Origin of the sequence: Halorussus salinisoli (assembly GCA_005239435.1) — an archaeon.
Taxonomy (GTDB): domain Archaea; phylum Halobacteriota; class Halobacteria; order Halobacteriales; family Haladaptataceae; genus Halorussus; species Halorussus salinisoli.
This window is the reverse complement of sequence record SZNP01000005.1, coordinates 374,740-398,239: the sequence shown is the minus strand read 5'-3', so window position 1 is coordinate 398,239 and position 23,500 is coordinate 374,740. Positions and strand designations below refer to the sequence as shown.

Below are 23,500 nucleotides of genomic sequence, written 5' to 3'. Positions count from 1 at the left end.
CGGGGAGTTCAACGAGGACCAACTTCTCCGTAAACGATGAAAAATATCCAGAGACCTCCTCGTACTCGATATTTGGTAATCAACTGCTGTTGTGGTGTTAGTGAAGAATAAGAATGCCGTTACTGGTCCCCGGCGATGCTCCGGAACTCGAATCGTGCTCCGTCAGTTGCGCTTTCGGTCACCGCACAGTCCCACTCGTACACCTCGGCGAGTTTCTGGACGAACGCCAACCCGAGTCCGGTTCCACCGCTGTCAGCAGCCGTCGTGTACCCCTCGTCGAAGACCGAGTCCCCTTCTTCGACCGAGATACCCACGCCGTCGTCGGCTACGTAGAACCCGTCGGAAAGTTCACCGACTGTTACGGTAACGCCGTCCCCGCCGTGTTCCACGGCGTTATCGAGGAGGTTGTAGAATAGATGTCTGATGTACGTCTCGTCGGCCCGTATCGTCTGGTCGAGTTCGACTTCGAGTTCGGCATCGGCCGCATCTATGTCCTCCCACGCTTCCTGTGCCACGTCGGAGAGTTCGATGGGTTTCTCCTCACCGACCGCTTTGCGACCACGTGCCAACACCAGCATGACGTCGATCATGTCCTCGATACGGTCGAACGCTTCCGTGACGTAGTCGACAGCCTCCGAACTCGACTCGCCCGGGAGTTGTTGACTGTAGATTTGACCGATCGTCACGGGATTTCGGAGTTCGTGGGCGAGCATGCTGGCGAAGCTCTCCAGGCGCTCGTTCTGCTCCTTGAGCTTTTGCTGGTTTTCTTTTCGCTCGGTGATATTCTGGGCCATCGTCATCCCGGCGAAGACGTTTCCGCTCTCGTCAGTGACCGGCACTGCGTAAATCACCCATTCACGACCCTCGTACGAGACTTCGATCGAACTCTTCTCACCGTCGAGGGCGGCCCGACACAGAGGTTCGAGCGCATCGGCCACGTCGTCGTCCCACACTCCACGCAACGTTCGGCCCTCGACGTCACCTCGGGAGACCGGAAGGTCCTCGAAGGCTCGTCCTGCGGCGAGCGTGTACTGGAGCTCCTCGTCGAACAGGGTGACGATGCCGTTCGGGAACGACTCGGCGAGCGTGCGGTAGCGTTGCTCGCTCTGTGCGAGGGCACGTTCGCGCTCCTTGCGTTCGGTGATGTCGCGGTCCGAGACGATGACCGACACGACGTCGCCCTCTTCGTTCGTGACGGGTCTGAAGACACCATCGAGGGTGTACCGCTGGCCGTCCGGCCGGGTAAGATCGGCCTCGAAGTCCACGTACTCGCCAGTCGCGGCTCGCTCGACCCACTCCCGGACGTCACTCTGTACCTCGTCGCCCTCTCCCCACCACGGCGTCTCCCAGAACGGTTCGCCGGTCACCGCGTCGAGGTCGGCGTCGATGTACTCCATCGCCGTCTGGTTGATGTCGAGTACCGTCCCGTCCGGGTCGAGTAGACCGACGAGGATGTTCGGGTCCTCGAAGATGGCCTCGAAGCGACGCTCCTTCCGCTGGAGTTCCTGCTCGCGCTCCATCCGCTCGGTGACGTCCTGTGTCATGAGCATCCCTGCGTGAATCTCGTCGTCGGCGTTCCGAACGGGAAGCGTGTGCGCTAACAGGACTCTGTCACCGATATCGATCTCGAAAACGTTCGATTCGCCGTCGAACACGGCGCTGAAGTTCGCTTCGATCTCGTCGATGAAATCGTCGGGATAGCGGTCGTATATCGTCGTACCGACGACGTCGTCCGGGGCGAGTCCGATGTCGTCGAGGAGTTCACCACCGACGACTTTGTAGGTGTAGGTCTCGTCGAAGAGTCCGACCGAACCGTTCGGGAAGTTCTCGACGAGCGTCCGATACCGGCGCTCGCTCTCCTCGAGGGCGCGTTCCCGTTCTTTCCGCTCGGTGACGTCACGCGTCAGCGCCACGTGGGCGGTCGTTCCGTCGGGACGGTGAAGCGGGGCCGCGTGCGATTCCATGTGGCGGCGCGTGCCCTCCAACCCGACGATGTCGAACTCCAAGGTTCCGCGTTCACCTCGACAGATTCGCTCGTTGAACTCGCGGAACCGCTGGCGGTGTTCGGGAGCGATCAAGTCGTAGACGCATTCGCCGACCACGTCCGACTCGACGGGGGCTTCCACCATGTCCAGTCCGGCCGAGTTCATCTGGAGCAGGGTACCGTCTTCGGCGACAGTCTTGATGCATTCGGGCGTGGTCTCGACGAGCGCACTCAGATACTCCGTGCGCTCGCGGAGTTCCCGCTCGCGCTCGCGACGCTCGAGTTCGTACTCGACCCACTGTCCCATCAGGTCGAGGAACGTGCGCTCGGCCTCTGAGAACTCCGCGTCTCGCGGTTCCTCGGACGCGAAGAAGAACGTCCGGTCGCTGCTCCCCTCGACGTCGAGGGCGGTTCCGAGATAGGTCTCGAACCCGTGGTCGCGATAGGCGCGGTGATCGTCGTACCCCTCGGCGACGGGATCGACGAAGCTCACCTGCGCGTCGGCCTCGACGGTGGTCGCCCAGAGCGTCTCCGTCAGCGGGAGTTCGAGTCCGGCCTCGAAGGTCTGGTGATCGCCGCTGACGTGTTCGACTTCGAGGCGGTCGGCCTCGCGGTCCACTTTGGCCATCCCGCCGAATTCGACACCGAACTGCTCGCACCCCAACTCGAACAGGGCGTCGAGCTTCTCGTCGAACGAGCGGTCGGGGTCGGACGTGATCTCGTACAGTTCCCGCTGGGCCTCGTTGTGGTCGCGGCGTTCGATTTCGTAGCTTACCCACTGTCCGATCAGTTCGAGGAACGTGCGCTCGGTCTCGGAGAACTCGCGGTCACGCGGGTCCTCGCTCCCGACCCACAGCGTCCCGTACGGCGTCGAGCCACTGGTGACCTTCGTACCGAGATAACACGTCAACCCGTGTTCTCGGTAGACCTCGTCGTCTTCCCACTCGGTGTCGCGGACGTCCGCCATTCCGATCGGTTCGTCCTCGACGATCGCCTGTCGGCAGTAACATCCCTCGGCGGGGTCGGTCCACATGTCGTCGGACGCGTCCACCACCCCGTCGCCTTCGCTACTGTATCCGATAGCGTACTCGGTGAGGAACCGGCCGTCCCACTCCGGTAGGTGGGTCAACCCGGCCGCGTCGAGATTCATTCGTCCGCGGGCGAGATCGAGCAACTGGTGGAGTTTCGCCTCGAAATCGAGCGCTGAATCGGACGTAATCTCGTAGCACTCGCGGAGGAACCGCTCGCGCTGGCGGCGGTCGAGTTCGTAGCCGACCCACTGCCCCATCAGTTCGAGGTACGCCTTGTCCTGTTCGGAGAACGACTCCTCGTACGACCCGTCGGGGACGAACGCGAGCGTCCGGTCCATACCGCCGTCGACCGGGATGTACGTCCCGAGATACCCGTCGACTCCGAAGTCTTCGTAGACGAGGCGGTCGTCGAACCCCTCCTCGGCGGGGTTCGAGACGTTGGCGGCCGCCTCGATATCGACGGCGGCCCGACAGTACGTCTCCGACAACGGGAGTTCGTCACCGGGTTTGTAGTACTCGTGGTCGTCGCTGGCGTACTCGACCTCCAGTCTGTCGGCGTCGGGGTCGACACGGTTCAAAAAGCCGAAGTCGAGGTCGAATCGCTCGCAACCGAGGTAGAACAGCGCGTCGAGTTTCTCCTCGAACGACCGAGTGGGGTCGGACGTGATCTCGTAGCTTTCGCGGAGGTATCGTTCGCGTCTCCGAAGTTCGACTTTCGCGTCGGTTTGCTCCCGGAGCGACTCCAGCAAGCGGTCGACCTTGCGGGCCGACTTCTCCGGGCCGAAGTACTCCCCGGGCGGGGTGTAGTGGACGTTGTAACTGACTCTGTTGTCGTGGATGAGGAGCGGGTGGGTGCTGATGACCTCGCGGATGACGTCCGCGGAGAACCGATTCCGGTTGTATTGGCAGAGTGCGAGGCCGTCGACGTCGTCGAAGAGGTAGTTGGCCTTGGCCTCGCATCTGACGAGTTCCTCGCCCTCGGGGTCCTCTCGTAAGACGCTGCTCATCTCGCCGGTCACACGTAACGCTTCGTACTCCTCGGTGGCCTCCTCGATAGCGGCGTCGAGGAACTCGATCGTCTCGTCCGCGTCGAACGTCTCGTTCCGGAGGTAGGTTTCCTCCTCGTCGTGGATGGAGAGTTGTCCCGAGTCGAGGGCGGCGTCCACGTCGATGCCGTAGTCCCGCATCGCCGCCACGACCTCCTCGCGGGAGTTCTCGTAGGTGATGTACAGACAGCGCTCGCCACGTTCGAGTCCTTGGCGGAGGAACGGGATGGCGGCCGCGAACTGCTCTGACTGGGACTCGTAGATGAGCGCGAAGTGGTCGTTCGCGTGGGCGTGTTCCCCGAGGGGTTCGACCGGGCCGCGAAACTCCGGACTCGACCGGAGGGCCTCGAGTCCGGTCTCGAGGGTCACCGACTCGCCCGTCTCGGCGGGTGGGGACGCGTGTTCACTCATGTAGGCCCCTCCCTCTACCGTGAGACCGCAGTCCCTCGACCCATCGTTTCGCTCGTCTCATTCTATACGCAGACAGCGCCTCGGTAGGGAAAAGTATACTGCACTAATTTACTCTCGACTGCCAGCGCCTCCCGACCGCGAACTCCGATTGCGAAAAATAATAGAAAACAGACAGTTCAGAAGGATTAACTCCTACACCGTGGTATCAGTTTTCCGACGCCGAACTATGGGGGGAGAACACACCAGACGGAACCTCTTGGGACGCGCGGCACTCGTTACGGCAGCGCTGACCGGGATTCCGAGCACGGTCGCCCGAAGTGCCGATATCGAACGCCTGAGCCCCGCTCGGGAGGTCAGCGTCGTACCGGGAACTCAGATACTCTTCGAGGTCGCAGTTCGCGACTCCGGCGGTGACGACTACAGGAAGCGACTGTACGTGAACGGCGAGCGGTCTCACGCCGAACCCGACGCCTTCTACGGCCAGTTGGACCGGGCCGACCGCGAAGTAATGACCCACACGTTCGACCGGAGGGGGACTCACCGCGTCCGACTGGAGTTCCACCGGGACGGCGCGACGTTCGGAACCGTGCGCTGGACGGTTCGGGTCGCCGACGACGGCGACCGGCCGCCGACCGCCGAACGCCTCGAACCACGAGCGAAGGTCGTGGAACTCGCCACGGACGAGTCCCGACGGCGGACGTTTCGGCTCCGGGCGACCGACCCCGACGGCGAACTCGATCGAGTGGTCTGGTGGTCGAACCAGTGCGACGAGGTGGTCGGCGTCTCGCCGCTCTCGGGGTCCCGCGACGAAGCGACCGTCTCCTACGACCCGTACGGCGGTTGTCCGCTCCGCCCCGCGGTCGTGGACGCCGACGGGGCCGTCTCGTGGGACGACGGGTGGATTCTCAGGCGGGCCGACGCGGCGGGCCACTACGTTCGCATCGAGAGCGAGGGCGGCGGGGTGGCCCGATACGAGTTCAGCGCGAGCGAGTCGGTCCGCCAAGTGGACGAGGGTGACGAGGTGGACGCCACCCGCGCGTCGGGTCGCGTCGGCCCGGAGCGAGGCGAGGACCTGTTCTACTTCGAGGGCGACCTGACGGAGTTGACGGTGGACGGTCCGGCCTCGGTCTGGGTAGACGGCGAGGAGGTGGACCCCGCGAACTACCCGGGTAACGACGCACCTCGGCGGAACACCATCGAAATCGTGAGCCAGGGCGGCGGGGTGGCACGATACGAGTTCAGCGTGAACGGGTCGGTCCGCCAGCGTGACAGCGGCGACGACGTCTCCGGGAACGTCGTCTCCGGTCACGTCGGACCGGACCGCGGCACTGATACCTTCGGCTACACCGGCGAGATAACGTCGTTCAGCCTCAGCGGCCCGGCGTCGGTGTACAGAAACGGCGAGCGCGTGGATCCGGACACGCTCGGGTGACGACGGTAACGCCGGATTTCCGGTCGGACACGCCCGGAGTAACCCTCGCCGCGAAATTCTTGCCGGGCTTGCTCGGTCAATAACAATGGGTCGGTCGGTGGAGTTCGAGGCATGGTCGGAATCGCCGCGACGACGCTCGGAGCAGACGCCCTCGACTCGATGGTCGAGTCGCTCGACGCCGAGGAGTGGTACCGAATCGAACGGTTCGAGGCGGGCGAGACGGGTCCGGCGGGAGACGTGGGCCTCGCGCTCGTCCACCACGGCGAGAAGGACCCCGGCGGTCACGCGACGTGGGAGGGCGACGCCGGTTTCGGAGTCGTCCACGGCGCGATATCGAACCGGGCCGACCTCGGTCTCTCGCACGCCGAAGTCTTCGAGCGCGTCCTCGACCGCCCGACCGTGACGCTCCCGAAACTGAGCGGCCCTTTCCTGCTCGCGGCGGCCGACCGCGACGGAACCCTTCTGGTCGCCAGCGACAAACTCGGCACGCGGGAGTGCTACGTCGCCGGGACGCCCGACGGCGTAGCCGTGGCTTCGGACCTCTCGGCGGTCGCCGGGCGACTCGACTCGCCGGAAATCGACGTACGGACCGCCGCCGACCTGCTCTCGTTCGGGTTCGCACTCGGCGAGAAGACGCTCGTGGCCGGCGTCGAATCGCTCTCTCCGGCCAGTTTTCTCCGGGTGAGCGAGAGTGATTCTCCCCGAGCGGGCGAGAGGAATTTTCCCCGGGTAGGCGAGGGTGAGAGTTGGAGTAAGAGCGGGAACGAGACCGGTGCCGGACGATCGTCGATTCGACGCTACTGGGAACCGTCCTTCTCGCGCCTCCCCGAGGAGGGGTACGTCGAGCGCGTGCTCTCGGCCTACCGGCGGGCGGTGGCCGACGCGGCCGGGACCGTCTCGGGTCGCCTCGGGCTCTGGCTCTCCGGGGGACTCGACAGTCGGACGATGGCGGGCGTCCTCCGCGAGGAGTTCGGCCCGCTCCGGACGTTCACCTACGACTCGAACCCGCCCGACGCCTCGAATCTGGCTCCGGCCCGGCGGGTCGCAGACGCGCTCGGCGTGGACAACGACCTCGTGGTCGAGACGCCCGACGACTTCGCCGAGTCGTACGCCGCGACGGTTCGGGCCTGCGACGGGATGGTTCCCCACCAGAACCTTGTCGCGCCGTCGTTCGTCTTCGGGGACCTCCACGCGAAGGTAGACGTGACGATGGAGGCCGCACCGCAGGGCGAGTTCTTCGGCGAGGAAGTCTGGACCTCGCACCTCGACGCGCCCTCTGCGGTCGACGCCTTCCGGTCGATGCTGGCGTTTCGCCGGGAGTCGGCCGACGACGTGTGCGCCCTGCTCGCCGACTCGGGGCACCTCGGCCGCGGTAGGTCGGACTCCGCCCCGGTGGATCCCGACCGGTCCATCCGCGAGATGGTCGCCGACAGCACGAAGTCGAGCGTCCCGAATCGGGTGTTAGACGTGTGGTTCCGCAACTTCCCGAAGAACGCTCACTTCCGGGGTAACGAGGCGGTCCGGAGTCAAGTCGGGATGCGCGTGCCCTTCGCCGACGGCGACTTTCTGGACGCCGTGGCGGGGATGGACCACCACAGACTTCGCCGGGGGACAGTCCCCTTCACGGGCGGTCGGATTCCACGCTCGATGTCGCCGCTGAAGCGCGCGGTGGTCCGCCGACTCGACGCGGGCCTCGACGAGATACCCTACGAGCGAACCGGATTCGCCCCGAAACGACCGCTCGCGCTCCACGACGCTGGCTACGTCGCCAAGCAACTCCGCTGGCAGATCGCGGGACGTCCGGGACGGTGGAACGACTGGTACCGGGACGCGCCGGCGGTCCGGCGCACGGTGAACCACTGGTTGGACTCGGCCCGGGACCGACCGCTCTTCGACGGCGACTTCGTGAAGGAACTCCGCCGTCAGCATCTCGCGGGCGAGACCGACCGCTGGGGTCTCATCTCGGGCATTCTGAATCTGGAGGTCTGGATGGAACAGACCGTGGACCGCGCTACCGTGACTCCTCGACTTAGCCGAACGGGTTGAAACGTCTCGAACGTTCTCTCGGCTAACTATTTATTTTCTTGATATATGTAAATACGTGTTTAAAGACGATTGTTACACCTCGAACACCGGCGCGTGCTGGCGACATCGCGCCGACGGCGTGATTGCTCGGCAGACGCGGTTTGTCTGCCGTCTGGGCGAGCGAAGCGAGTACAGGCTCGGAGGACAACCACGTCCTCCGGTAGGTGAGCATCGCAGGGAGCGGAGCGACCGAGAAGCGCAATCGGTCGGGGCGGGTGTGGCCCGCGGTGGCGGTGCGGGGCTGTGCGGTTGCGGTACGATTGGCCCACGGAGTAGCTACCCGCATCCTGTCTCTACGTTCGTCGGTAGACTTCCGTTTCCAAGTCTGCCAGCGGAGAAGCGAGGTTTCAAAGTCTGCAAGTAGAGAAGCGAGATTTCAACGTCTGCAAGTAGAGAAGAGAGGCCAGTGTAGAAGCTAGCTACAGGCTCGAACCAAGGAGTCACTGCACCGCCCCGCACCGCAACCTCACGCCTCCCCAACCTCCTGCGCTTCTCGGCCTCCGCTTCGCTCCGGTCTGCAATGCTCGTCCCTCGCGCGCGTTGCTCGCGCGCGCCGGGATGACTCGTGACTTTCGTCACTGTGACTCGTGGAAGTAGACACTGTGATTCGAGGAAGTAGCCACTGCGGTTCGTGACAGTAGTCACTGCAGTTCGTGACAGGAGACACCGTAATCCGTGACGGTAGTCGCTGTGAGATTCCGCCTTGCCCCTCCCCACACGCTGAAGGCGGCGGCCCGCCACAGTGTCACCATGACTCGACCGCTCGACCTCGACGATTTCTACGACCTGTCGCTCGTGACCGACCTCGCCGTCTCGCCGGACGGGCGCAGAGACGCCTTCGTCGCCGACGAGTTCGACCGCGAGGACGACGAGCGACGGAGTTCGCTGTTCGTCGTGCCGACCGACGGTTCGCGCGACCCGCATCGACTCTCGCGGGCCTCCGACGCCAGCGCGCCGGTCTGGAGTCCGGACGGGTCGAAACTGGCGTTCACCGCCGCCCGCGACACCGACGCCGAAATCGAAGTTACGCGCGAGACCGACGAGTCGGAGGCAGACGGAGAGACCGACGAATCCGACGACACCGACGAGTCGGACGAGGACGCCGACCAGCAAGCCGACACCGGGACCGACGACCCGGCCGACGAACCCAGGCCGCAGGTCTGGGCGTTCGACCTCGAACTGGGCGGGGACGCCCGCCAACTCACCGAGTTCGAGGAGGGCGCGAAGGGGTTCGACTGGGGACCCGAGGGCGACCGCCTCGTGGTCGCCGCCCGCGACCCGACCGACGACCAGCGCGAGTATCTGGCCCACCGCCGGGAGGAGGACGGCCCGGTCGTCACCGAGCGCCTCCAGCACAAGTTCGACGGGCAGGGCTGGTTGGACGACGTGACGACCTACCTCTTCGTCGTGGACTACGCGACCCGCGAGACCGAGCGTCTCGACGACGCCTACGGCGGCGGGGCGCGCGAACCGGCCACCGGCCTGAGTCCCGCGTGGTCGTCCGAGGGGACCATCGCCTTCCTCTCGAACCGGACCGACCGCCCGGACGACAACTACGTGATGGACGTCTACACCATCGCGCCCGACGGGTCGGACTGCCGGAAACTGACCGACTCGGACCTGACCGCGAGCAGAGTTCGCTGGCATCCCGAGGGCGACCGCCTCGCGTTCGTCGGCGGCGACCCCGAGAACTGGTACGCTCCCTCTCGAGTGTTCGTCGCTCGCGGTGTGGATACCGCGAGCGACTCCCCGACCTACGAGTCGTGGTCGGGCGACCTCGACCGGACGGTCGCCCGATACGGCGAACTCGCGTGGGACGGCGACGACCTGCTCGCGGCCATCGGCGACGAGGGCCTGACCCGCCTCGCGCGCTTCAGCGAAGACGCCGACCCGGAGCGCACCTTCGACGCGCAGGGCCGGGACCGAACCGTCGAGGGGTTCGACCTGCGCGGCGGGACCGGAGTCGTCCTGCTCTCGGACCCCGGAGACGGCAAGGACCTCCACGCCGTGGACGCGGACGAACTGAGTGGCGGTTCCGAACCCACGCGCCTCACCGCGGTCAACGACGACCTGCTGGCCGACCGCCACACCCCGGAGGCCCGCCGGTTCACGTTCGAGTCCGAGGGCGACGAAATCGAGGCCATCGCCTACTTCCCTGACGACTTCGACCCGGACGACCCCGACCCCGGGCCCCTCGTCGCCTCCATCCACGGCGGCCCCATCTCCTACGACGCGCCGACCTTCTCGTTCGACTACTCCTACTTGACCGGCCGAGGCTACGTCGTCGTCCGGACCAACTACCGCGGCAGTTCCTCCTACGGCCGCGCGTTCAGCGAGCAAATTCGCGGCGAGTGGGGCCCGCGCGAGACCGCTGACGTGCTGGCGGCCGTCGAGGAGTCCGTCTCGCGCGGGTGGGCCGACACCGACCGATGCTTCGCTACCGGGTTCTCCTACGGCGGCATCACGACGGGCTACCTCGTCGCCGAGAGCGACCGATTCGCTGCGGCCGGGGCCGAACACGGCGTCTACGACTTCCGGTCGGCGTTCGGCACCGACGACAGCCACGTCTGGTGGGAGAACGACTTCGGCCTGCCGTGGGAGAACGAGGAGGGGTACGAGGCGGCGTCGAGCATCGTCGACGTGGGCGAGGTGGACACGCCACTGCTCGTCACCGCGGGCGGCGAAGACTGGCGATGCCCGCCCTCCCAGAGCGAGCAACTCTACGTCAGCGTCAAGAAACAGGGCGTCCCCGCGAGACTGGTCGTCTACCCCGACGAACACCACGACATCGGCGACCCGGACCGGGCGATTCACCGACTCGAAGAACTGACCGACTGGTTCGAGCGCCACGACCCCGAGGCGTGAACCTCGCTCCTCACGAGTTACTTCTCGCTGAAACCGTTCTTCGCCGAACTACTCCTCGCCGAAGAGTTCCTGCTGGAGGTTCCGGCGGTGGTACTGCACGAGGTGGTGCTGTGTCACCAGCACGGCCGCGATGACCATCCCGGCGGTGAATCCGGCGATTTCGACTATCGGCACGTCGTGGACGTAGCCGTTGAGTAACTGTGCGAGACCGAGAAAGACGGGAACGACGGTTGCAACCGTCGTTCGGACGGGTAGGTCGCGGTACATCTCCCAAAACGAACTGTTGTCAGTGACGGCCATACGGTAATCGGTCCTTGAACCAGAGTTCGAGTACACCCTGATTACCTTTTCGTATGTCGATTCTGACCGTTTCCGCTCGGCGTTCGCGTTCCGCTTCGTTCCGGACGGTAGTCGAACCTTACACCGACTGTACGGCCGACGTGGTGGACTCCTCGTGGTCTTCGGGTTCGTAGACGAGGAGTTCACCGTCGGCGTGTACTTCGACCCGGCACCCCTGGAGTTCGAAGACGACCCGGTCCGTCGTCTGACCGACTCCACCGTTCCGGTCGGCGAAGATGCGGTCGAGTGCGTCCGGGTCTACCACGTCGTACAGCACGCAGTCGCCGGAGAGAGGGTCGCTACCGACCACCTCGGTGACGGCCTTGACGACGGTCGTGCTGACGTTCCAGTCGGTCGATGCTACCCGATACGCCGCCCGTCCGTCTCGGTCGAACGACGGCGCCCGCTCCGTGAGGGTCTCTGTGTCCCGGGTCATATTTTTGATGTCGGTGCCACCGACTACCACTATCGGCGTACCGGTTCAACCAGACCCTAATATAAAAAGATACACGGTTTCCGTCTAGAAAACCATCAAGTACTAAAATCGAATAGTCGTCTGGCTTAGGTTTCTTTCTCCTGTCTGATTGCGGAGATATCAGTTGGAGCCGTAATTCGGAAGCGTATCGTCCTGCATGACTGCGGTCCGGCCGCCGTCCACCAGCAGACTCGTCCCCGTCACGTAACCTGCGTCGTCGCTGGCGAGGAACGTCACCGCGCCCGCCACGTCTTCGGGGTCGCCGATGCGCCCGACGGGGTGAATGGATTCGAGGCGGTCGCGCTCTTCGGACGAGAGGCCCGCTTCCGTGCGCTCGACGGCGACCCAACCGGGGTTGACCGTGTTGACTCGAATCTCCGGTCCCAGGTCGAGCGCCATCGCGCGAGTCATCCCGTTTATCCCGGCTTTGACCGCGTTGTACGGGAACATCTCGGGCATCGTCACGAACGCGTGGTTCGACGAGACGTTGACGATGGCTCCCTCCTCGATGTACTCGACGGCGTGCTTGGCGGTCAGCCAGTACGCCCGGAAGTCGGTTTCGAGGACGAGGTCCCAGTCGTCCAACGTCGCCTCGGTGACGGAGGTGTCGGTCTCGACGCCCGCGTTGTTCACCACCACGTCGATACCGCCGTACTCCTCGGCGGTGGCCTCCACGAGGGCCGCGATGTCGTCGGGGTCGCGCATGTCGGCTTCGACGAAGGTCGCGTCTCCGCCTTCGTCGCGGATTTCTTGGGCGGTCGCCTCGCCGTCTTCGGCGGTCCGGCCCGTCACGACGACCGACGCGCCCTCGCGCGCGAATCGTTTCGAGATTCCCTCGCCGATGCCTCGGGTGGACCCCGTGACGAGGACCGTCTGGTCTTCGAATCGGTTCATACGAGAGTCATCGCCGGCTTCGGCTTTCACTCCTTCGTCAGAATCATCGCCTCGTCGCTGGCCCCCTGCCCGACACTGGCCCTGAACTGCTCGTCGTGAACCTGCTTCAACCTCTCCAACTCCTCCTCACCCAGCTCCATCCGTTCCCCAAATTCGTCCCAGACGTGGCCTCGAACCGAGAGAAAATACGCCGTCCCGTCCTGCGTCACGAGGGGGTCCCGATGGAACTGGGTCCGGTACTCGTAGACCAGTCCGTCCACAGTCACACCGTCCAGTTCGCGCACTGCCACCTGATGCCGGGCGGCCAGTTCGCGGTCGCTTTCGTCTTTCACGTCGGGAAACGCGGCCAATGGCTCGGCCATTTTACCACTCCGCGACGCTGCCGTCGTCGTGTCGCCAGACGGGGTTGTGCCAGTTCACCTCGCCCGACACCTCGCGGACGACTTCCTCGTCGATTTCCACGCCGAGACCCGGCCCGTCCGGGAGTTCGACGTACCCCTCGTCGTACTCGAAGACCGAGGGGTCGGCGAGGTAGTCCAGCACGTCGCTGGACTCGTTGTAGTGGATGTCGAGGCTCTGCTCCTGAATCAGGGCGTTGGGCGTGCAGGCGTCCACCTGAACGCAGGAGGCCAGCGCGATGGGTCCGAGCGGGCAGTGTGGTGCCAGCGCCACGTCGTAGGCCTCGGCCATCGACGCGATCTTCTTGACCTCGGTAATCCCTCCGGCGTGGCTCAGGTCGGGTTGAATCACGTCCACGGCCTGCGATTCCAACACCTGCTTGAAGTCCCACCGGGAGTACATCCGCTCGCCCGTGGCGATCGGCGTGGTGGTGTGGGCCGCGATTTCCGGCAGGGCGTCGTTGTGTTCGGGCAGAACCGGCTCCTCGACGAACATCGGTTCGTAGGGTTCGAGGGCTTTGGCGAGTCGCTTGGCCATCGGTTTGGCGACTCGGCCGTGGAAATCGACACCCACGTCTACCTCGTCGCCGACCGCCTCGCGGACTTCGCCGAGACGCTCCTCGGCCTCGCGGATTTTCGCGGGTGATTCGACGCGCTCCATCTCGGGCGTGGCGTTCATCTTGAGCGCGGTGAACCCGGCTTCGACCTTCTCCCGCGCGGCCTCGCCCACGTCCGCGGGCCTGTCACCGCCGACCCACTGGTAGACCCGAACGCGGTCGCGCGCCCTGCCACCGAGGAGTTCGTAGACGGGAGCGCCGAAGTGCTTGCCCTTGATGTCCCAGAGGGCCTGGTCGATGCCCGCGATGGCCGACATCAGGACCGGCCCGCCGCGGTAGAAGCCGCCGCGATAGAGCGTCTGCCAGTGGTCCTCGATTCGCAGCGGGTCTTCGCCGAGCAGGTACCCCTCCAGCAGTTCCTCGACGGCGGCCCGGACGGTGTGGGCGCGGCCCTCGACCACGGGTTCGCCCCACCCGACGGTGCCGTCGCTGGTTTCGAGGCGCAGGAACAGCCATCTCGGGGGTACCTCGAACAACTCGTAGTCGGTGATTTCCATGTTCGAAGACTACGAGAGCGACAGGCTAAATCCCCGGGGATGCGGTCGGAGCAACGACCGGCGGTTCTTACTCGGAAACTTCGACAATAGATACCAAATACCTATAAAATACTGCTGCACAGGGGAGAATAAAAATAGATAGAATTAAAAACAAGAAATATGAAAATTCCTCTCGATGGACAAGCTTGACGGCGTCCCCCTCTCGGCGTTGCAGGACCAACTCGACGCGGCCGAGAGTGCGAAGGCGGCGAAACGCCTGATGGTCGCCATCGCGTACAAGGACGGCGTGTCGGTCTCGGCCCTCTCGGAGCGATACGGCGTCCCGGAGTCGACGTTGTACTACTGGCTCGACCGAATCGCCGAAAACCCGCTCTCGGAGGCCGTCGAGGACGACGACCGGCCCGGTCGTCCGTCGGAACTCGACGACCGCGACCGCGAGGCCCTGTTCGACGCCCTCGCGGACTCGCCCGACGCCTACGACTTCGAGGCGTCGTCGTGGACGCCGCAACTCGTCCGGGAGTTCATCGAGCGAGAGTTCGGCGTCTCCTACTCGCTGGGCCACGTCAGGCGACTGATTCGGGAGTCGGACGCTTCTCTCTGAGTCGCTGGCGTTCGATTCACCCGTTCGCGAGGTGGTCAACGACCGCCGACGCCACTCGGAACGCGTTCTCCAGTCCGAGGTTGATGACCAGTCCGCCGTCGTCGAGGCTCTCGCGTGTCGTCTGATCGGGCGCTGGTTGGTCGAAGTTGACGACTCCGCGGACGCTCAGATACCGGTCCAGTTTGTCGAATCGCGCCAGCGCCGTCGCGGTCCCGAAGTCCTCCATCTCGGAGGTGGCGTAGACGCCAGCGTCGTACTGCTCGACCAGCCACTGGACCTGCTCGGAGAACGCCCGGCCGTGCCAGAACTCGTCGCCACAGACCGTCGCACCGACGCCGACGAACGGCGCGGAGCGCGCGACCGACTCGTCGTACCGCTGGCGATACGTCGCCGCCTCCTCGGTGTCGGCGAGTTCGACGCCCTCGGCCACTTCCACGGCCGATTCCACGAGGTCGTCGTTCAGACGATACACGTAGTCTCGCGGGCGGTACCTGAGGAGGTCGATGGGCGAGACGCCCTCGTTCCGGTCGGAGTCCCGGCCGTCTACCTCGTCGGGGGTCTCCCCGCCCGTCTCGCCGCTCCAGCGGTGCTTCAGGTCCCAATCGACCACCGCGTCGGCGACGAAGACCGCGCCGAGGGTGCCGACGCTCGGCGGTGCCCCGGCGACTCCGGCGGTGACGAAGTACGTCTCCGAGAGGTCCAACTTGGGCGAGGCCAGCAGGGCCGTGAGCGTGGTCGCGGCCTCGACTTTTCCCATCCCGGTCGCCGTGATGCCGATACCCCCGTCGGTGACGTAAACGGGCGCGTTCGAACCCGAGACCCGAATCTCCCTCTCGAAGTCGTAGGCGTCCACCCAGCGGTCGAGTTCGGTCGCCGCCTCCTCGTCGTCGGGCAACTCGAAGTCCTCGGCCGCGAACGCCGGCAGGACTAACACGTCGAGGGCCGGTGGTCCGCCTCGACTGCCGGATGACTGCTCCATGGCGGGTCGGTCGCGCCGTCGCCAAATCAGCGTTCGGGTCTCACGCTCGATGCGACTCACCATTGGGGTGCGCTTCGGTACGCAAACTGCCCTCGGGGGCTTTCGAGAACATGGTCTCCGTGTCCGACGCCGATTGTCGGTCGATTCGGGCAATATTTACGTTTCTCTAACACGTATATACGAACCTTAAAAATAACTGGACCTATCTATAACCGTCGTCGCGCGACCAGCATCCCTGCGGCCGCGAGACCGACCGCCGCGGTCGTCCCCCTGTCTGCGAGCAGCTCCGTGAGTTCGAGTGATCCGTCGGTCGCGTTCGACCGATTCGGCGTCTCGGGGTCGTAGCACACCGCGAACTGGTCGATAGGGAACGGATTCCCGCCGGGGTTGTCGGGCGCGCTGAGTTCGGCCCGTGCGGAGACTCCCTCGCGGAAGTCGTAGACGTTCCCGCCCGGCCCGCCGTAGACGATGGCCGCGTCCACCCGGAGCGTCGAGTCGAACGTCACCGCTACGGGGTCGCCGTCGTCGTTGCGCTCGGCGGTCACGAGTTCGATTTCGAAGGTTTCGCCTTCGACCTCGAACTCGAAGGTGTCCGACTCGACGCTGGTGGCGTTCTCGCTCGTGAACTCGCCGTCCTCGTAGGTCAACACCAACCCGCGCTCCAGTCCGAAGTCCTCGCACCGCGGGAATCCGGCGACCGGCTGTGGCGTGATAGCCGGTTCGGGTATCGTGGTGGTAGTGGTTTCAGTCGTCGTCGTGGTGGTAGTGGTTTCAGTCGTGGTTGTGGTCTCTTCTGTCGTGGTTGTGGTGGTCTCAGTCGTAGTCGTCTCTTCGGTCGTGGTCGTCTCGGTCGTCGTCGGAGTCGCCGTCGTGGTGGTAGTCGTTTCCGTCGTAGTCGTGGTGGTCTCTTCGGTCGTCGTGGTAGTCGTCGGCGTAGCCGTGGTCGTGTCCTCCTCCGCCGCGTCCGGACAGTCGGCGACGGCGACCGAGACGTTCTCCGTGCCGTTTACCGTCACGCGCTCGCCGGTCGCCTCGACGACGTACTCGCCGGGTTGGGCGTCCGTCAGCGTGCGCTGTTGGCCCGGCGGCACCGTCACCTCGTCGGCGAAGCCGTCCGGTCCCGTGACGCTGATTCGAACTGCACGCTGGCCCTCGTTCCTCAGCGTCAGCGATTCGCAGTCCTCGCTCTCGGCGACGACGTTGACCGCGGGCGGTCCCGGCTCTTCGGTGGTCGTGGTAGTCGTCGGCGTCTCTGTCGTAGTCGTGGTCGGCGTCTCTGTCGTGGTAGTCGTCGGCGTAGCCGTGGTAGTTGTCGTCTCGGTGGTCGTAGTTGTCGTCTCGGTGGTCGTAGTTGTCGTCTCGGTGGTCGTAGTTGTCGTGGTCGTCGTCGGTGCTGGTGCCACGGCGACGGTCACGTTCGCTCGACCGTTGACGGTCGCCTTTCCGGGTTCCTCGCCGACGAACCCGGTCCGCGCTCGGACCACGTAGTCGCCGGGCGTCAGGTCCTCCAGCGTCGTCTCGTCGCCCGGAGCAAGTTCCACGGTCTGGTCGAACTCGCCCGGTCCGGTGACGCTGACGGTCACGCGCAGGTCGGTCGGGTTCCTGATGGTCAGCGACTCGGGTGCCGCGGACTCGACTTCGACGTTCGGACAGTCGGTCACGCTCACGGTCGCGGTCTGGTCGCCGTTGACCGTCGCGCTCCGGCGGTCTTCCTCCTCGCTCTCGTCGTCCGCGTCGTCCGCACCCTCATCGTCCACCTCGTCGCCGTCTGCGTCCTCGCTCGACACCGTCGCCTCGATTACGTAGTCGCCGGGCGTCAGGTTCGTGAGCGTCCGACTCTCGCCGGGACCGACGGTCAACTCCCGCGCGAACTCGTCCGGTCCCGTAACCCTGAACGTCACGTCTCGCTCGCTCGGATTCTCGACGGTCAACTCCTCGCACACCTCCGAGTTCGCCTCGACGTTCGGCGGCGGCGCGGGAGCCTCGGTCGTGGTCGTCGTGGTCGTCGTGGTTGTCGTTTCGGTCGTAGTAGTGGTCGTCGGGGTCTCAGTCGTGGTAGTAGTGGTCGCTGTGGTCGTAGTCGTAGCTGTGGTAGTAGTGGTCGTCGGGGTCTCCGTCGTCGTGGTAGTCGTCGTTTCTGTCGTGGTCGTAGTCGTCGGCGTCGGACACGCCTCCACCGTGATGGTCGCTATCTCGTTCCCGTTGACCGTAGCGGGTCGGGTCGGTTCGACCAGGCCGCCAGCCTTCGCCTGCACCCGGTAGGTACCCGGCGAGATGGCGAACGTCTCGACTTGCCCCGGGTTCAGGATGACGACTCGCGTGAGCCCCGAATCCGCAGTCACCGAGAACGTGACGCGCTCGGTGGTCGGATTCGCCAACCGGAGTCGCTCGCAGGCCGGACTCGCGGCGCGGGCGTTCGGCGGCGGTCCCGGTTCCTCCGTGGTCGTGGTCGTCGTCGGCGTCTCGGTCGTGGTCGTCGTCGGCGGTTCGAGCGTCGTGGTGGTCGTGGTCGTCGTCGTGTCGCGCTCCACGCAGTCCTCGAAGTCGGGGTTGCGCTGCGAGACAGTCTCGTCGTCGCGCTTGACCACCGCGCGCTCGACGACCTCCCCGCGGTTGGCTCCGGTCCCGAAGAAGACGTTCCGGCCCCGGAACTGCCCGCGGAATGTCTGTCGGTCACCGTCCTCGAACACCAGCGTCACAGCGTCGTAGCGATGGGCGGAGACGGCGACCTTCTTGCAGGCGAAGTCGTACTGCGGTTCGAGAGGCCGGGGCGTCTCTGTCGTAGTCGTCGTGGTCGTAGTGGTCGTCGTTGTCGTCTCCGGCTCTGCACAGGCCTCGAAACTCGGATTCCGGCGGGTCACCGACTCGCCGTCCGGTCCCCGGACGATGGCGAACTCGATCACCTCGCTCTGATAGTCACCAGTGCCGACGAACTGCGCGCGGTCCCGGAAGTCTCCGCGGAAGGTCTGTCGGTCGCCGTCCTCGAACACCAGCGTCACCGACCGGAACTCCTCGGCCTGCACCACGGCCTTCTCGCAACTCACGAAGAAGATCTTCGGCACGAACGGTTCGTCCGGTTCCTCGGGCGCTGGTTCGCAACCGCTCACGTCGTTGCGCCGGACTTCGAACCGGTCGGGACCGTTGAACACCCTGACCTGTTGGACGACCTTGCCCTCGTTCGCTCCCGTGCCCGAGAAGGTGTTGGTTCCGCTGTAGATGCTGGTGAACGTCTGCTTGTCGCCGTCGGCGAACGTCAGGACGACTCGGGTGTACTGCTCGGCGGCGACCGTCACCGCCCGGCAGTCGAACCCGACTCGAACTCGGAGCGGTTCGGGCGTCGGGGTCTCGGTGGTCGTGGTGGTCGTCTCGGTCGTGGTCGGCGTCTCCGTCGTCGTTGTCGTCGTCTCGGTCGGTTTCTGCGGGCAGTCGCCGTTCACCATGTAGGCCGACCCCGTGTTCGTACTCCCGTCGGTGAAGGGCGCGCCCACCAGCAGGTCTGTCGCCGAGTCGTCGTTCACGTCACCGCCCGCCAATGCGAAGCCCGCGAGGTCGCCCTCATCCTCGCCGCTGAACTTGGCGTGGGCTCCCGAAAGCGAGTGCCTGTCGGCGATCTGGGAACCGTAGAGCAGGTAGGCCGCCCCGGCGTCGGGCGCGGTGCTATTGTTGAATGGCGCACCCACCAGCAGGTCGCCGTAGCCGTCTCCGTTGGTATCGCCCGCGCTCGCAACCGACCATCCGGCGAAGTCGCCCGCGGATTCGCCGGGGAGCGCGGCGTCTGCCTCTGTCGAGAGATTCACCGAGCGCGAGAGGTCGCCGCCGTAGGCCACGTAGGCCGCGCCCGCGTCCTCGGCGGGTACGTCGTGGAAGGGAGCGCCGATTGCCACGTCGTCCCTCCCGTCGTCGTTCAGGTCGCCCGCGTCACCCACCGCGAAGCCGGCTTGGTCGCCCTCGTCCGCTCCCCGGAACTTGACCGGCGAGTTCACGAGCAGGGAGGTCCCCGACAACTGCGGGCCGTACTGGAGGTAGGCCGCGCCGGCGTCCTCGGCGGTCGAGTCGTTTCCGCGTGCCCCGATCAGCACGTCGCTCCCGGTATCGTTGTCGGCGTCGAGCGCCGCCACCGACGACCCGGCGTAGTCCTTGCGGGCCTCACCGAGGTAGGTCGCGTTGGCGCTCTCGAGGCTGTAGGTCCCGACGAGCGGCATGTACATCAGGTGGGCCGCGCCCGCGTCCTTCGCCACGCCGTCGTGCTGTGGCGCGCCGACGAGCAGGCCCGAGGTCCCGTTGGTCGCGTTCGACATCGTGGCGAGCGACCACCCCGCGCGGTCGCCCTCCGCGGCACCGTGGAAGGTCGCGGTGGCGAACTTGAGTTCGACCAGTTCGGGCAGGTTTCCGCCGCCGTAGACGACGTAGGCCGCGCCCGAGTCCCGGCCGTTCACGTCCGCGAGCGGTGCGCCGACGACGATGTCGGCGTAGCCGTCGTCGTTCAGGTCGCCCAGTTCGACCGAGAACCCGGCGCGCTCGCCCGACTCGCGTGCTCGGAACGTGACGTTCGCCTCGGAGAGTTCGACCTCGCTCCGGTTCACCGGCCCGTAGAAGAGGTAGGCCGCCCCGGAGTTCTGCCCGGCGGAGTCGTTGGACGGCGCGCCGACGAGCAGGTCGGCGTGCCCGTCGTTGTTCACGTCGCCCACGTCGGTCGACCATCCGGCGCGGTCGTTGCTCGCCGCGCCCGTGAACTCGGAATCGGCGTCCGAGAGGTTCGCGGACCCGGCCGGACCGCGGGGAATCGCGCCGCGACCGCATCTGGTGTCGGCGTCCCGACTGTCGCTTTTCGTACTTTCGGCGTCTCTCACGTTACCGTTTTCTTCCGCGCCCACGCGCGAGTCCGCGGGCCCGTTCGCTCCCCTTTGCGCCCGCGCAGACGCATCCTCCTGTGAGCGCGCAGACAGGCCCTCCTGCGAGACCGCACTACTACTCGTACCCTCGTGCGAGAGCGCGTCTGCGCTCGCGGGTGCGGACGCGCTGGCAGGTTGCGCCGCACTCCCGACCACCAGCGAAAGCCCGCTCGCACCGACGATGCTACTGGCGACCAGTAGCCACGCGAGAACCAGTGCGTCTCGCTGCCGCCGCGTTTCGCCGCCCCCTTGGTCGCCTCCCTCCCCGAGTGTCATTTTGACTCGTTCGAGGAGTAACCTACCACCTCCCTTTGTTATGGGGAGCGCAAGCGATGCGTAACCTCGCGTTGCCTCGGCCTGTCCGGCCGATAGGTTCGGCTTATCGCCAGCGGGGAGTGGAGTCGTCTCTCACCGCCGGGCGGCGAGCAGGACCCCAGCAAGCGCGACGAGCGCGGCGAGCGCCGCCCAGACGCCGAACCCGGAGACCGGTCGCTCGGAGGTAGCGGTCTTCGTGGCGGTGTCACCCCGTATCGCTTCGTCGGTGGTTTCGTCCGGGTTCCCGGCGCTTCCGTCGCTCGTCGCCGCGGTTCCGCCACCGGCCGACTCCGCGCCGATTCGGACGACCCAGCCGTCCTTGCCTTCGGCGCCGTCGCCGGAGGTCTGACCGGCGAGCAGGTACCCCGGTCCGTGTGCGCGGACGGCGGGCCACGGCTTGTCCCATCCGTCCGTTCCGTAGTACTTCTGCCATCGGGTCTCGCCCGCGGCGTCGGTCGCCAGCACGTAGCCGTCTACGCCGCCGTTCGGCCCGGCGTCGGACCCGCCGGTGAAGAGGAACCCCTCTTCGGTTCGCATCGCCGAGTCGAGCCACTGCGTGCCCTCGCCGCCGGGTCTTCGCTCCCACTCGACGGTGCCCTCTGGTCCGAACTTCACCAGCCACCCGTCTCGCGGACCGGTGCTGTCGCTCTCGGTCTCTCCGGCGAGGACGAACCCGGCGCTGGCGTCCGTGGCGTTGCCGTGGCTCGCTCCGGTCGACGAGGCAGGCGTGATGGGTGCGGCGGGAGCGGCGGCCCACACGTCGTCTCTGGCCGGGCCGCCGGCCGTGGTCTGCCACTCGCGGGTGCCGTCGGCGGCGAGTCGGAGCGCCCACGCGTCGTCGCTGTCGCCTTCGACTTTCCCGGCGAGGTAGTAGCCCGAGTCGGTGGCCACGACCGCTCGGAGGTAGCCGTCGGAGTACCCCTCAGGGACGGAGAAGCTCTTCTGCCACGCCGTCGAGAGGTCCTCGGAGAGCTTCGCGGTCCAGCCGTCCGCTCCGCCGCCGTCGCCGCGAGTCCACCCGGCGAGCAGGTAGTCGGTGGCCGAGTCGGCGTCGCTACCCGCCTCGCGGCGTTCGACCGCGTAGAAGGCCCCGGAGCCGAGGGTGCGCTCCTCGCGTACGTCGCCGTCGGCGCTCATCTCGACCAGCCAGCCCTTCGCTCCGCCGTCGCTGGTCCGACCCGCGAGCAAATAGCCCGAGTCGGTCCGGACGACGCCCCAGAGTCGGTCGGTGCCCGGGCCGCCGAGGGTCCGGTTCCACTGCGCCTCGCCCTCGCCGTCGATCTTGAGGACCCACCCGTCGCGGTCGTCCCCGCCGGTCCAGCCGACCAGCAGGTAGCCGCCGTCGTCGGTTCGCACTACGTCGGCGAACATGTCGTCACCGCTCCCGCCGTAGGTTCGTCGCCACTCCTCGGGGAGGTCGGGCGGTGAATCCCGCTTCTCGACCGTCGCGTCCGGGGGACCGAGGTCGCCGGTCGCGGCCGCGGGGAAGACCGCCACGACGCTCGCGCCGACTACCAGCACGGCCAGTGTCACTGCTAGTTTCCGCATGCGCGTCTCTGAGGACGGGATTCGCTTTGTTATGGGCCGTCTGTCTCCGCGTAGGTCTCACCTGTTGGCGGGTCACGGTGATTCGACGGACCTGTGGTCCGACTGTGTCCGAACGGCCGAGGCGGAGCTAGCTTCTTCGACTGTCCATCCGTTCGCGGTGCGGTCGAGACGTGAACAATGTATAGTTGTCTCTACAATGCAAAAACATTCACTTACCACATCTAAAACCACTCGAACTCGATACTCGTCTCGAACCCGGAGGCTATACGTCACCGCCGCGTGACCGAACGAGCATGACTCGAACGGCGCTCGAATTCGCGCTCGTCGCGATGGTGGCGTGGGGAATCTGGGCCGTGTTCGCCGAGTTCGCCACGCGGTCGCTCGCTCCCGCAGTGGCGATGGTCGTCTCCTACGTCGCAGGTATCGGCGTGGCCGTCGCGTACGTCCTCGGGCAGGGCCACAACCCCGACCTGTCCACGGTCGGCGTCGGCTACGCGGTGGCTGGCGGTCTCTTCTCCGGCGTCGGCGCGATAAGCTACTACGTCGCGCTCCGGAAGGGAGCCACCGCCGTCGCGACCACCGTGACCGCGCTCTACTTCGTTGTCGCCGCCGTTCTCGGCGTCGTCTTTCTCGGCGAGTCGGTCTCGGCGCGGGACGTGGCCGGTATCGCGCTCGCGGTCGGCGCGGTCGTACTGCTCTCGACCTGACTACTCACGCTTTCGCTCGCGCTCCCGACCGACCGTCGTCAGCGGTCGTCCTCTTGGGCCCCGCTCGAACCCTCGGCGACCAACTCCGGACGGGTCACCGTTCCCACGCGGGCGGCGCGCGCCCGAGTCGTCGCAGAACCGCGGGGTAGCCGAACGCCACCAACAGCGCGACGACGATTCGTGGCAGGAACCCTCCCACGCCGACCGCTTCCAACGCGATGACAGCGACGAAGTACAGGAGTAGCATCGCGAAAAACTGCGGGAGCAACTGTCGCCACGTCGAAGCCATGCGAAACGTGACGGCTTGCGGGGTGTTAAGTGTGGGTGGGATAGTGTCCTCGTCTAGCTGTGTTACTGATCGAACTAATCGTGACCGCGACTGCA

At 65.9% G+C, this 23,500-nt stretch carries 15 protein-coding genes; 5 read left to right on the top strand and 10 right to left on the bottom strand.

The annotated features are described in order from the left end of the window. Positions 1-119: 119 nt before the first annotated feature. Positions 120-4,472, bottom strand: coding sequence for an MEDS domain-containing protein (locus E2484_RS16570; protein WP_137286289.1), 4,353 nt, complete (start codon positions 4,470-4,472; stop codon positions 120-122). A 226-nt stretch (positions 4,473-4,698) separates the two neighbouring features. Here E2484_RS16570 and E2484_RS16565 point away from each other — a divergent pair, with 226 nt between their 5' ends. From E2484_RS16565 to E2484_RS16555, 3 genes are all read left to right on the top strand, one after another. Next, entirely contained in the window at positions 4,699-5,904 is a 1,206-nt protein-coding gene (locus E2484_RS16565; RefSeq protein WP_137286288.1) for a hypothetical protein, read from the top strand. Between the two features lie 111 nt (positions 5,905-6,015). Continuing rightward, complete coding sequence (locus tag E2484_RS16560; RefSeq protein ID WP_137286287.1) at positions 6,016-7,950, top strand: asparagine synthase-related protein; 1,935 nt, start codon at positions 6,016-6,018, stop codon at positions 7,948-7,950. Positions 7,951-8,739: 789 nt separating this feature from the next. After that, a complete protein-coding gene (locus E2484_RS16555; protein ID WP_137286286.1) occupies positions 8,740-10,854 on the top strand; it encodes a prolyl oligopeptidase family serine peptidase in 2,115 nt (704 codons plus the stop codon). 48 nt (positions 10,855-10,902) lie between these two features. Here the strand turns inward: E2484_RS16555 and E2484_RS16550 are convergent, their stop codons facing one another. From E2484_RS16550 to dgoD, 5 genes are all read right to left on the bottom strand, one after another. Continuing rightward, positions 10,903-11,154, bottom strand: coding sequence for a hypothetical protein (locus E2484_RS16550; protein ID WP_137286285.1), 252 nt, complete (start codon positions 11,152-11,154; stop codon positions 10,903-10,905). Between the two features lie 118 nt (positions 11,155-11,272). Beyond that, the gene (locus tag E2484_RS16545; RefSeq protein WP_137286284.1) at positions 11,273-11,629 is read right to left on the bottom strand and encodes a HalOD1 output domain-containing protein; all 357 of its coding nucleotides are present in this window, start codon (positions 11,627-11,629) and stop codon (positions 11,273-11,275) included. 159 nt (positions 11,630-11,788) lie between these two features. Beyond that, positions 11,789-12,562: an SDR family NAD(P)-dependent oxidoreductase gene (locus E2484_RS16540; RefSeq protein WP_137286283.1), complete on the bottom strand. Its 774-nt coding sequence runs from the start codon at positions 12,560-12,562 to the stop codon at positions 11,789-11,791. 26 nt (positions 12,563-12,588) lie between these two features. Further along, positions 12,589-12,924 (bottom strand): hypothetical protein, encoded by a 336-nt coding sequence (locus tag E2484_RS16535; RefSeq protein ID WP_137286282.1) that lies wholly within the window; start codon positions 12,922-12,924, stop codon positions 12,589-12,591. A gap of 1 nt (position 12,925) precedes the next feature. After that, positions 12,926-14,074 carry a galactonate dehydratase gene (dgoD, locus tag E2484_RS16530; protein WP_137286281.1) on the bottom strand — a complete coding sequence of 383 codons (1,149 nt, stop codon included), beginning with the start codon at positions 14,072-14,074 and terminating at the stop codon, positions 12,926-12,928. Positions 14,075-14,249: 175 nt separating this feature from the next. On the opposite strand from dgoD, the gene E2484_RS16525 reads away from it, so the two are divergent. Beyond that, entirely contained in the window at positions 14,250-14,675 is a 426-nt protein-coding gene (locus E2484_RS16525) for a helix-turn-helix domain-containing protein (RefSeq protein WP_137286280.1), read from the top strand. A 16-nt stretch (positions 14,676-14,691) separates the two neighbouring features. Here E2484_RS16525 and E2484_RS16520 read toward each other — a convergent pair whose 3' ends face one another. The 3 genes from E2484_RS16520 to E2484_RS16510 form a co-directional block, all read right to left on the bottom strand. Continuing rightward, positions 14,692-15,654, bottom strand: a complete 963-nt coding sequence (locus tag E2484_RS16520; protein WP_137286279.1) for a phosphorylase family protein — start codon at positions 15,652-15,654, stop codon at positions 14,692-14,694. A 206-nt stretch (positions 15,655-15,860) separates the two neighbouring features. Next, on the bottom strand, positions 15,861-20,822 hold the full coding sequence (locus E2484_RS25730) for an integrin alpha (RefSeq protein WP_137286278.1): 4,962 nt from the start codon (positions 20,820-20,822) through the stop codon (positions 15,861-15,863). Positions 20,823-20,954: 132 nt separating this feature from the next. After that, complete coding sequence (locus E2484_RS16510) at positions 20,955-22,409, bottom strand: hypothetical protein (RefSeq protein ID WP_137286277.1); 1,455 nt, start codon at positions 22,407-22,409, stop codon at positions 20,955-20,957. A gap of 293 nt (positions 22,410-22,702) precedes the next feature. Here E2484_RS16510 and E2484_RS16505 point away from each other — a divergent pair, with 293 nt between their 5' ends. Beyond that, positions 22,703-23,116: an EamA family transporter gene (locus E2484_RS16505; RefSeq protein ID WP_137286276.1), complete on the top strand. Its 414-nt coding sequence runs from the start codon at positions 22,703-22,705 to the stop codon at positions 23,114-23,116. Between the two features lie 94 nt (positions 23,117-23,210). Here E2484_RS16505 and E2484_RS16500 read toward each other — a convergent pair whose 3' ends face one another. After that, a complete protein-coding gene (locus tag E2484_RS16500) occupies positions 23,211-23,405 on the bottom strand; it encodes a hypothetical protein (protein ID WP_137286275.1) in 195 nt (64 codons plus the stop codon). Positions 23,406-23,500 lie beyond the last annotated feature (95 nt).

Excerpts from the sequence above, each read along its gene's own strand:
- E2484_RS16520 (WP_137286279.1), bottom strand. The coding sequence starts at position 15,654 with ATGGAGCAGTCATCCGGCAGTCGAGGCGGACCACCGGCCCTCGACGTG.
- E2484_RS16545 (WP_137286284.1), bottom strand. The coding sequence starts at position 11,629 with ATGACCCGGGACACAGAGACCCTCACGGAGCGGGCGCCGTCGTTCGAC.
- E2484_RS16565 (WP_137286288.1), top strand. The coding sequence starts at position 4,699 with ATGGGGGGAGAACACACCAGACGGAACCTCTTGGGACGCGCGGCACTC.
- E2484_RS16540 (WP_137286283.1), bottom strand. The coding sequence starts at position 12,562 with ATGAACCGATTCGAAGACCAGACGGTCCTCGTCACGGGGTCCACCCGA.
- E2484_RS16550 (WP_137286285.1), bottom strand. The coding sequence starts at position 11,154 with ATGGCCGTCACTGACAACAGTTCGTTTTGGGAGATGTACCGCGACCTA.
- E2484_RS16505 (WP_137286276.1), top strand. The coding sequence starts at position 22,703 with ATGACTCGAACGGCGCTCGAATTCGCGCTCGTCGCGATGGTGGCGTGG.
- E2484_RS16525 (WP_137286280.1), top strand. The coding sequence starts at position 14,250 with ATGGACAAGCTTGACGGCGTCCCCCTCTCGGCGTTGCAGGACCAACTC.
- E2484_RS16560 (WP_137286287.1), top strand. The coding sequence starts at position 6,016 with ATGGTCGGAATCGCCGCGACGACGCTCGGAGCAGACGCCCTCGACTCG.
- E2484_RS16555 (WP_137286286.1), top strand. The coding sequence starts at position 8,740 with ATGACTCGACCGCTCGACCTCGACGATTTCTACGACCTGTCGCTCGTG.
- dgoD (WP_137286281.1), bottom strand. The coding sequence starts at position 14,074 with ATGGAAATCACCGACTACGAGTTGTTCGAGGTACCCCCGAGATGGCTG.
- E2484_RS16535 (WP_137286282.1), bottom strand. The coding sequence starts at position 12,924 with ATGGCCGAGCCATTGGCCGCGTTTCCCGACGTGAAAGACGAAAGCGAC.
- E2484_RS25730 (WP_137286278.1), bottom strand. The coding sequence starts at position 20,822 with ATGACACTCGGGGAGGGAGGCGACCAAGGGGGCGGCGAAACGCGGCGG.
- E2484_RS16570 (WP_137286289.1), bottom strand. The coding sequence starts at position 4,472 with ATGAGTGAACACGCGTCCCCACCCGCCGAGACGGGCGAGTCGGTGACC.
- E2484_RS16500 (WP_137286275.1), bottom strand. The coding sequence starts at position 23,405 with ATGGCTTCGACGTGGCGACAGTTGCTCCCGCAGTTTTTCGCGATGCTA.
- E2484_RS16510 (WP_137286277.1), bottom strand. The coding sequence starts at position 22,409 with ATGCGGAAACTAGCAGTGACACTGGCCGTGCTGGTAGTCGGCGCGAGC.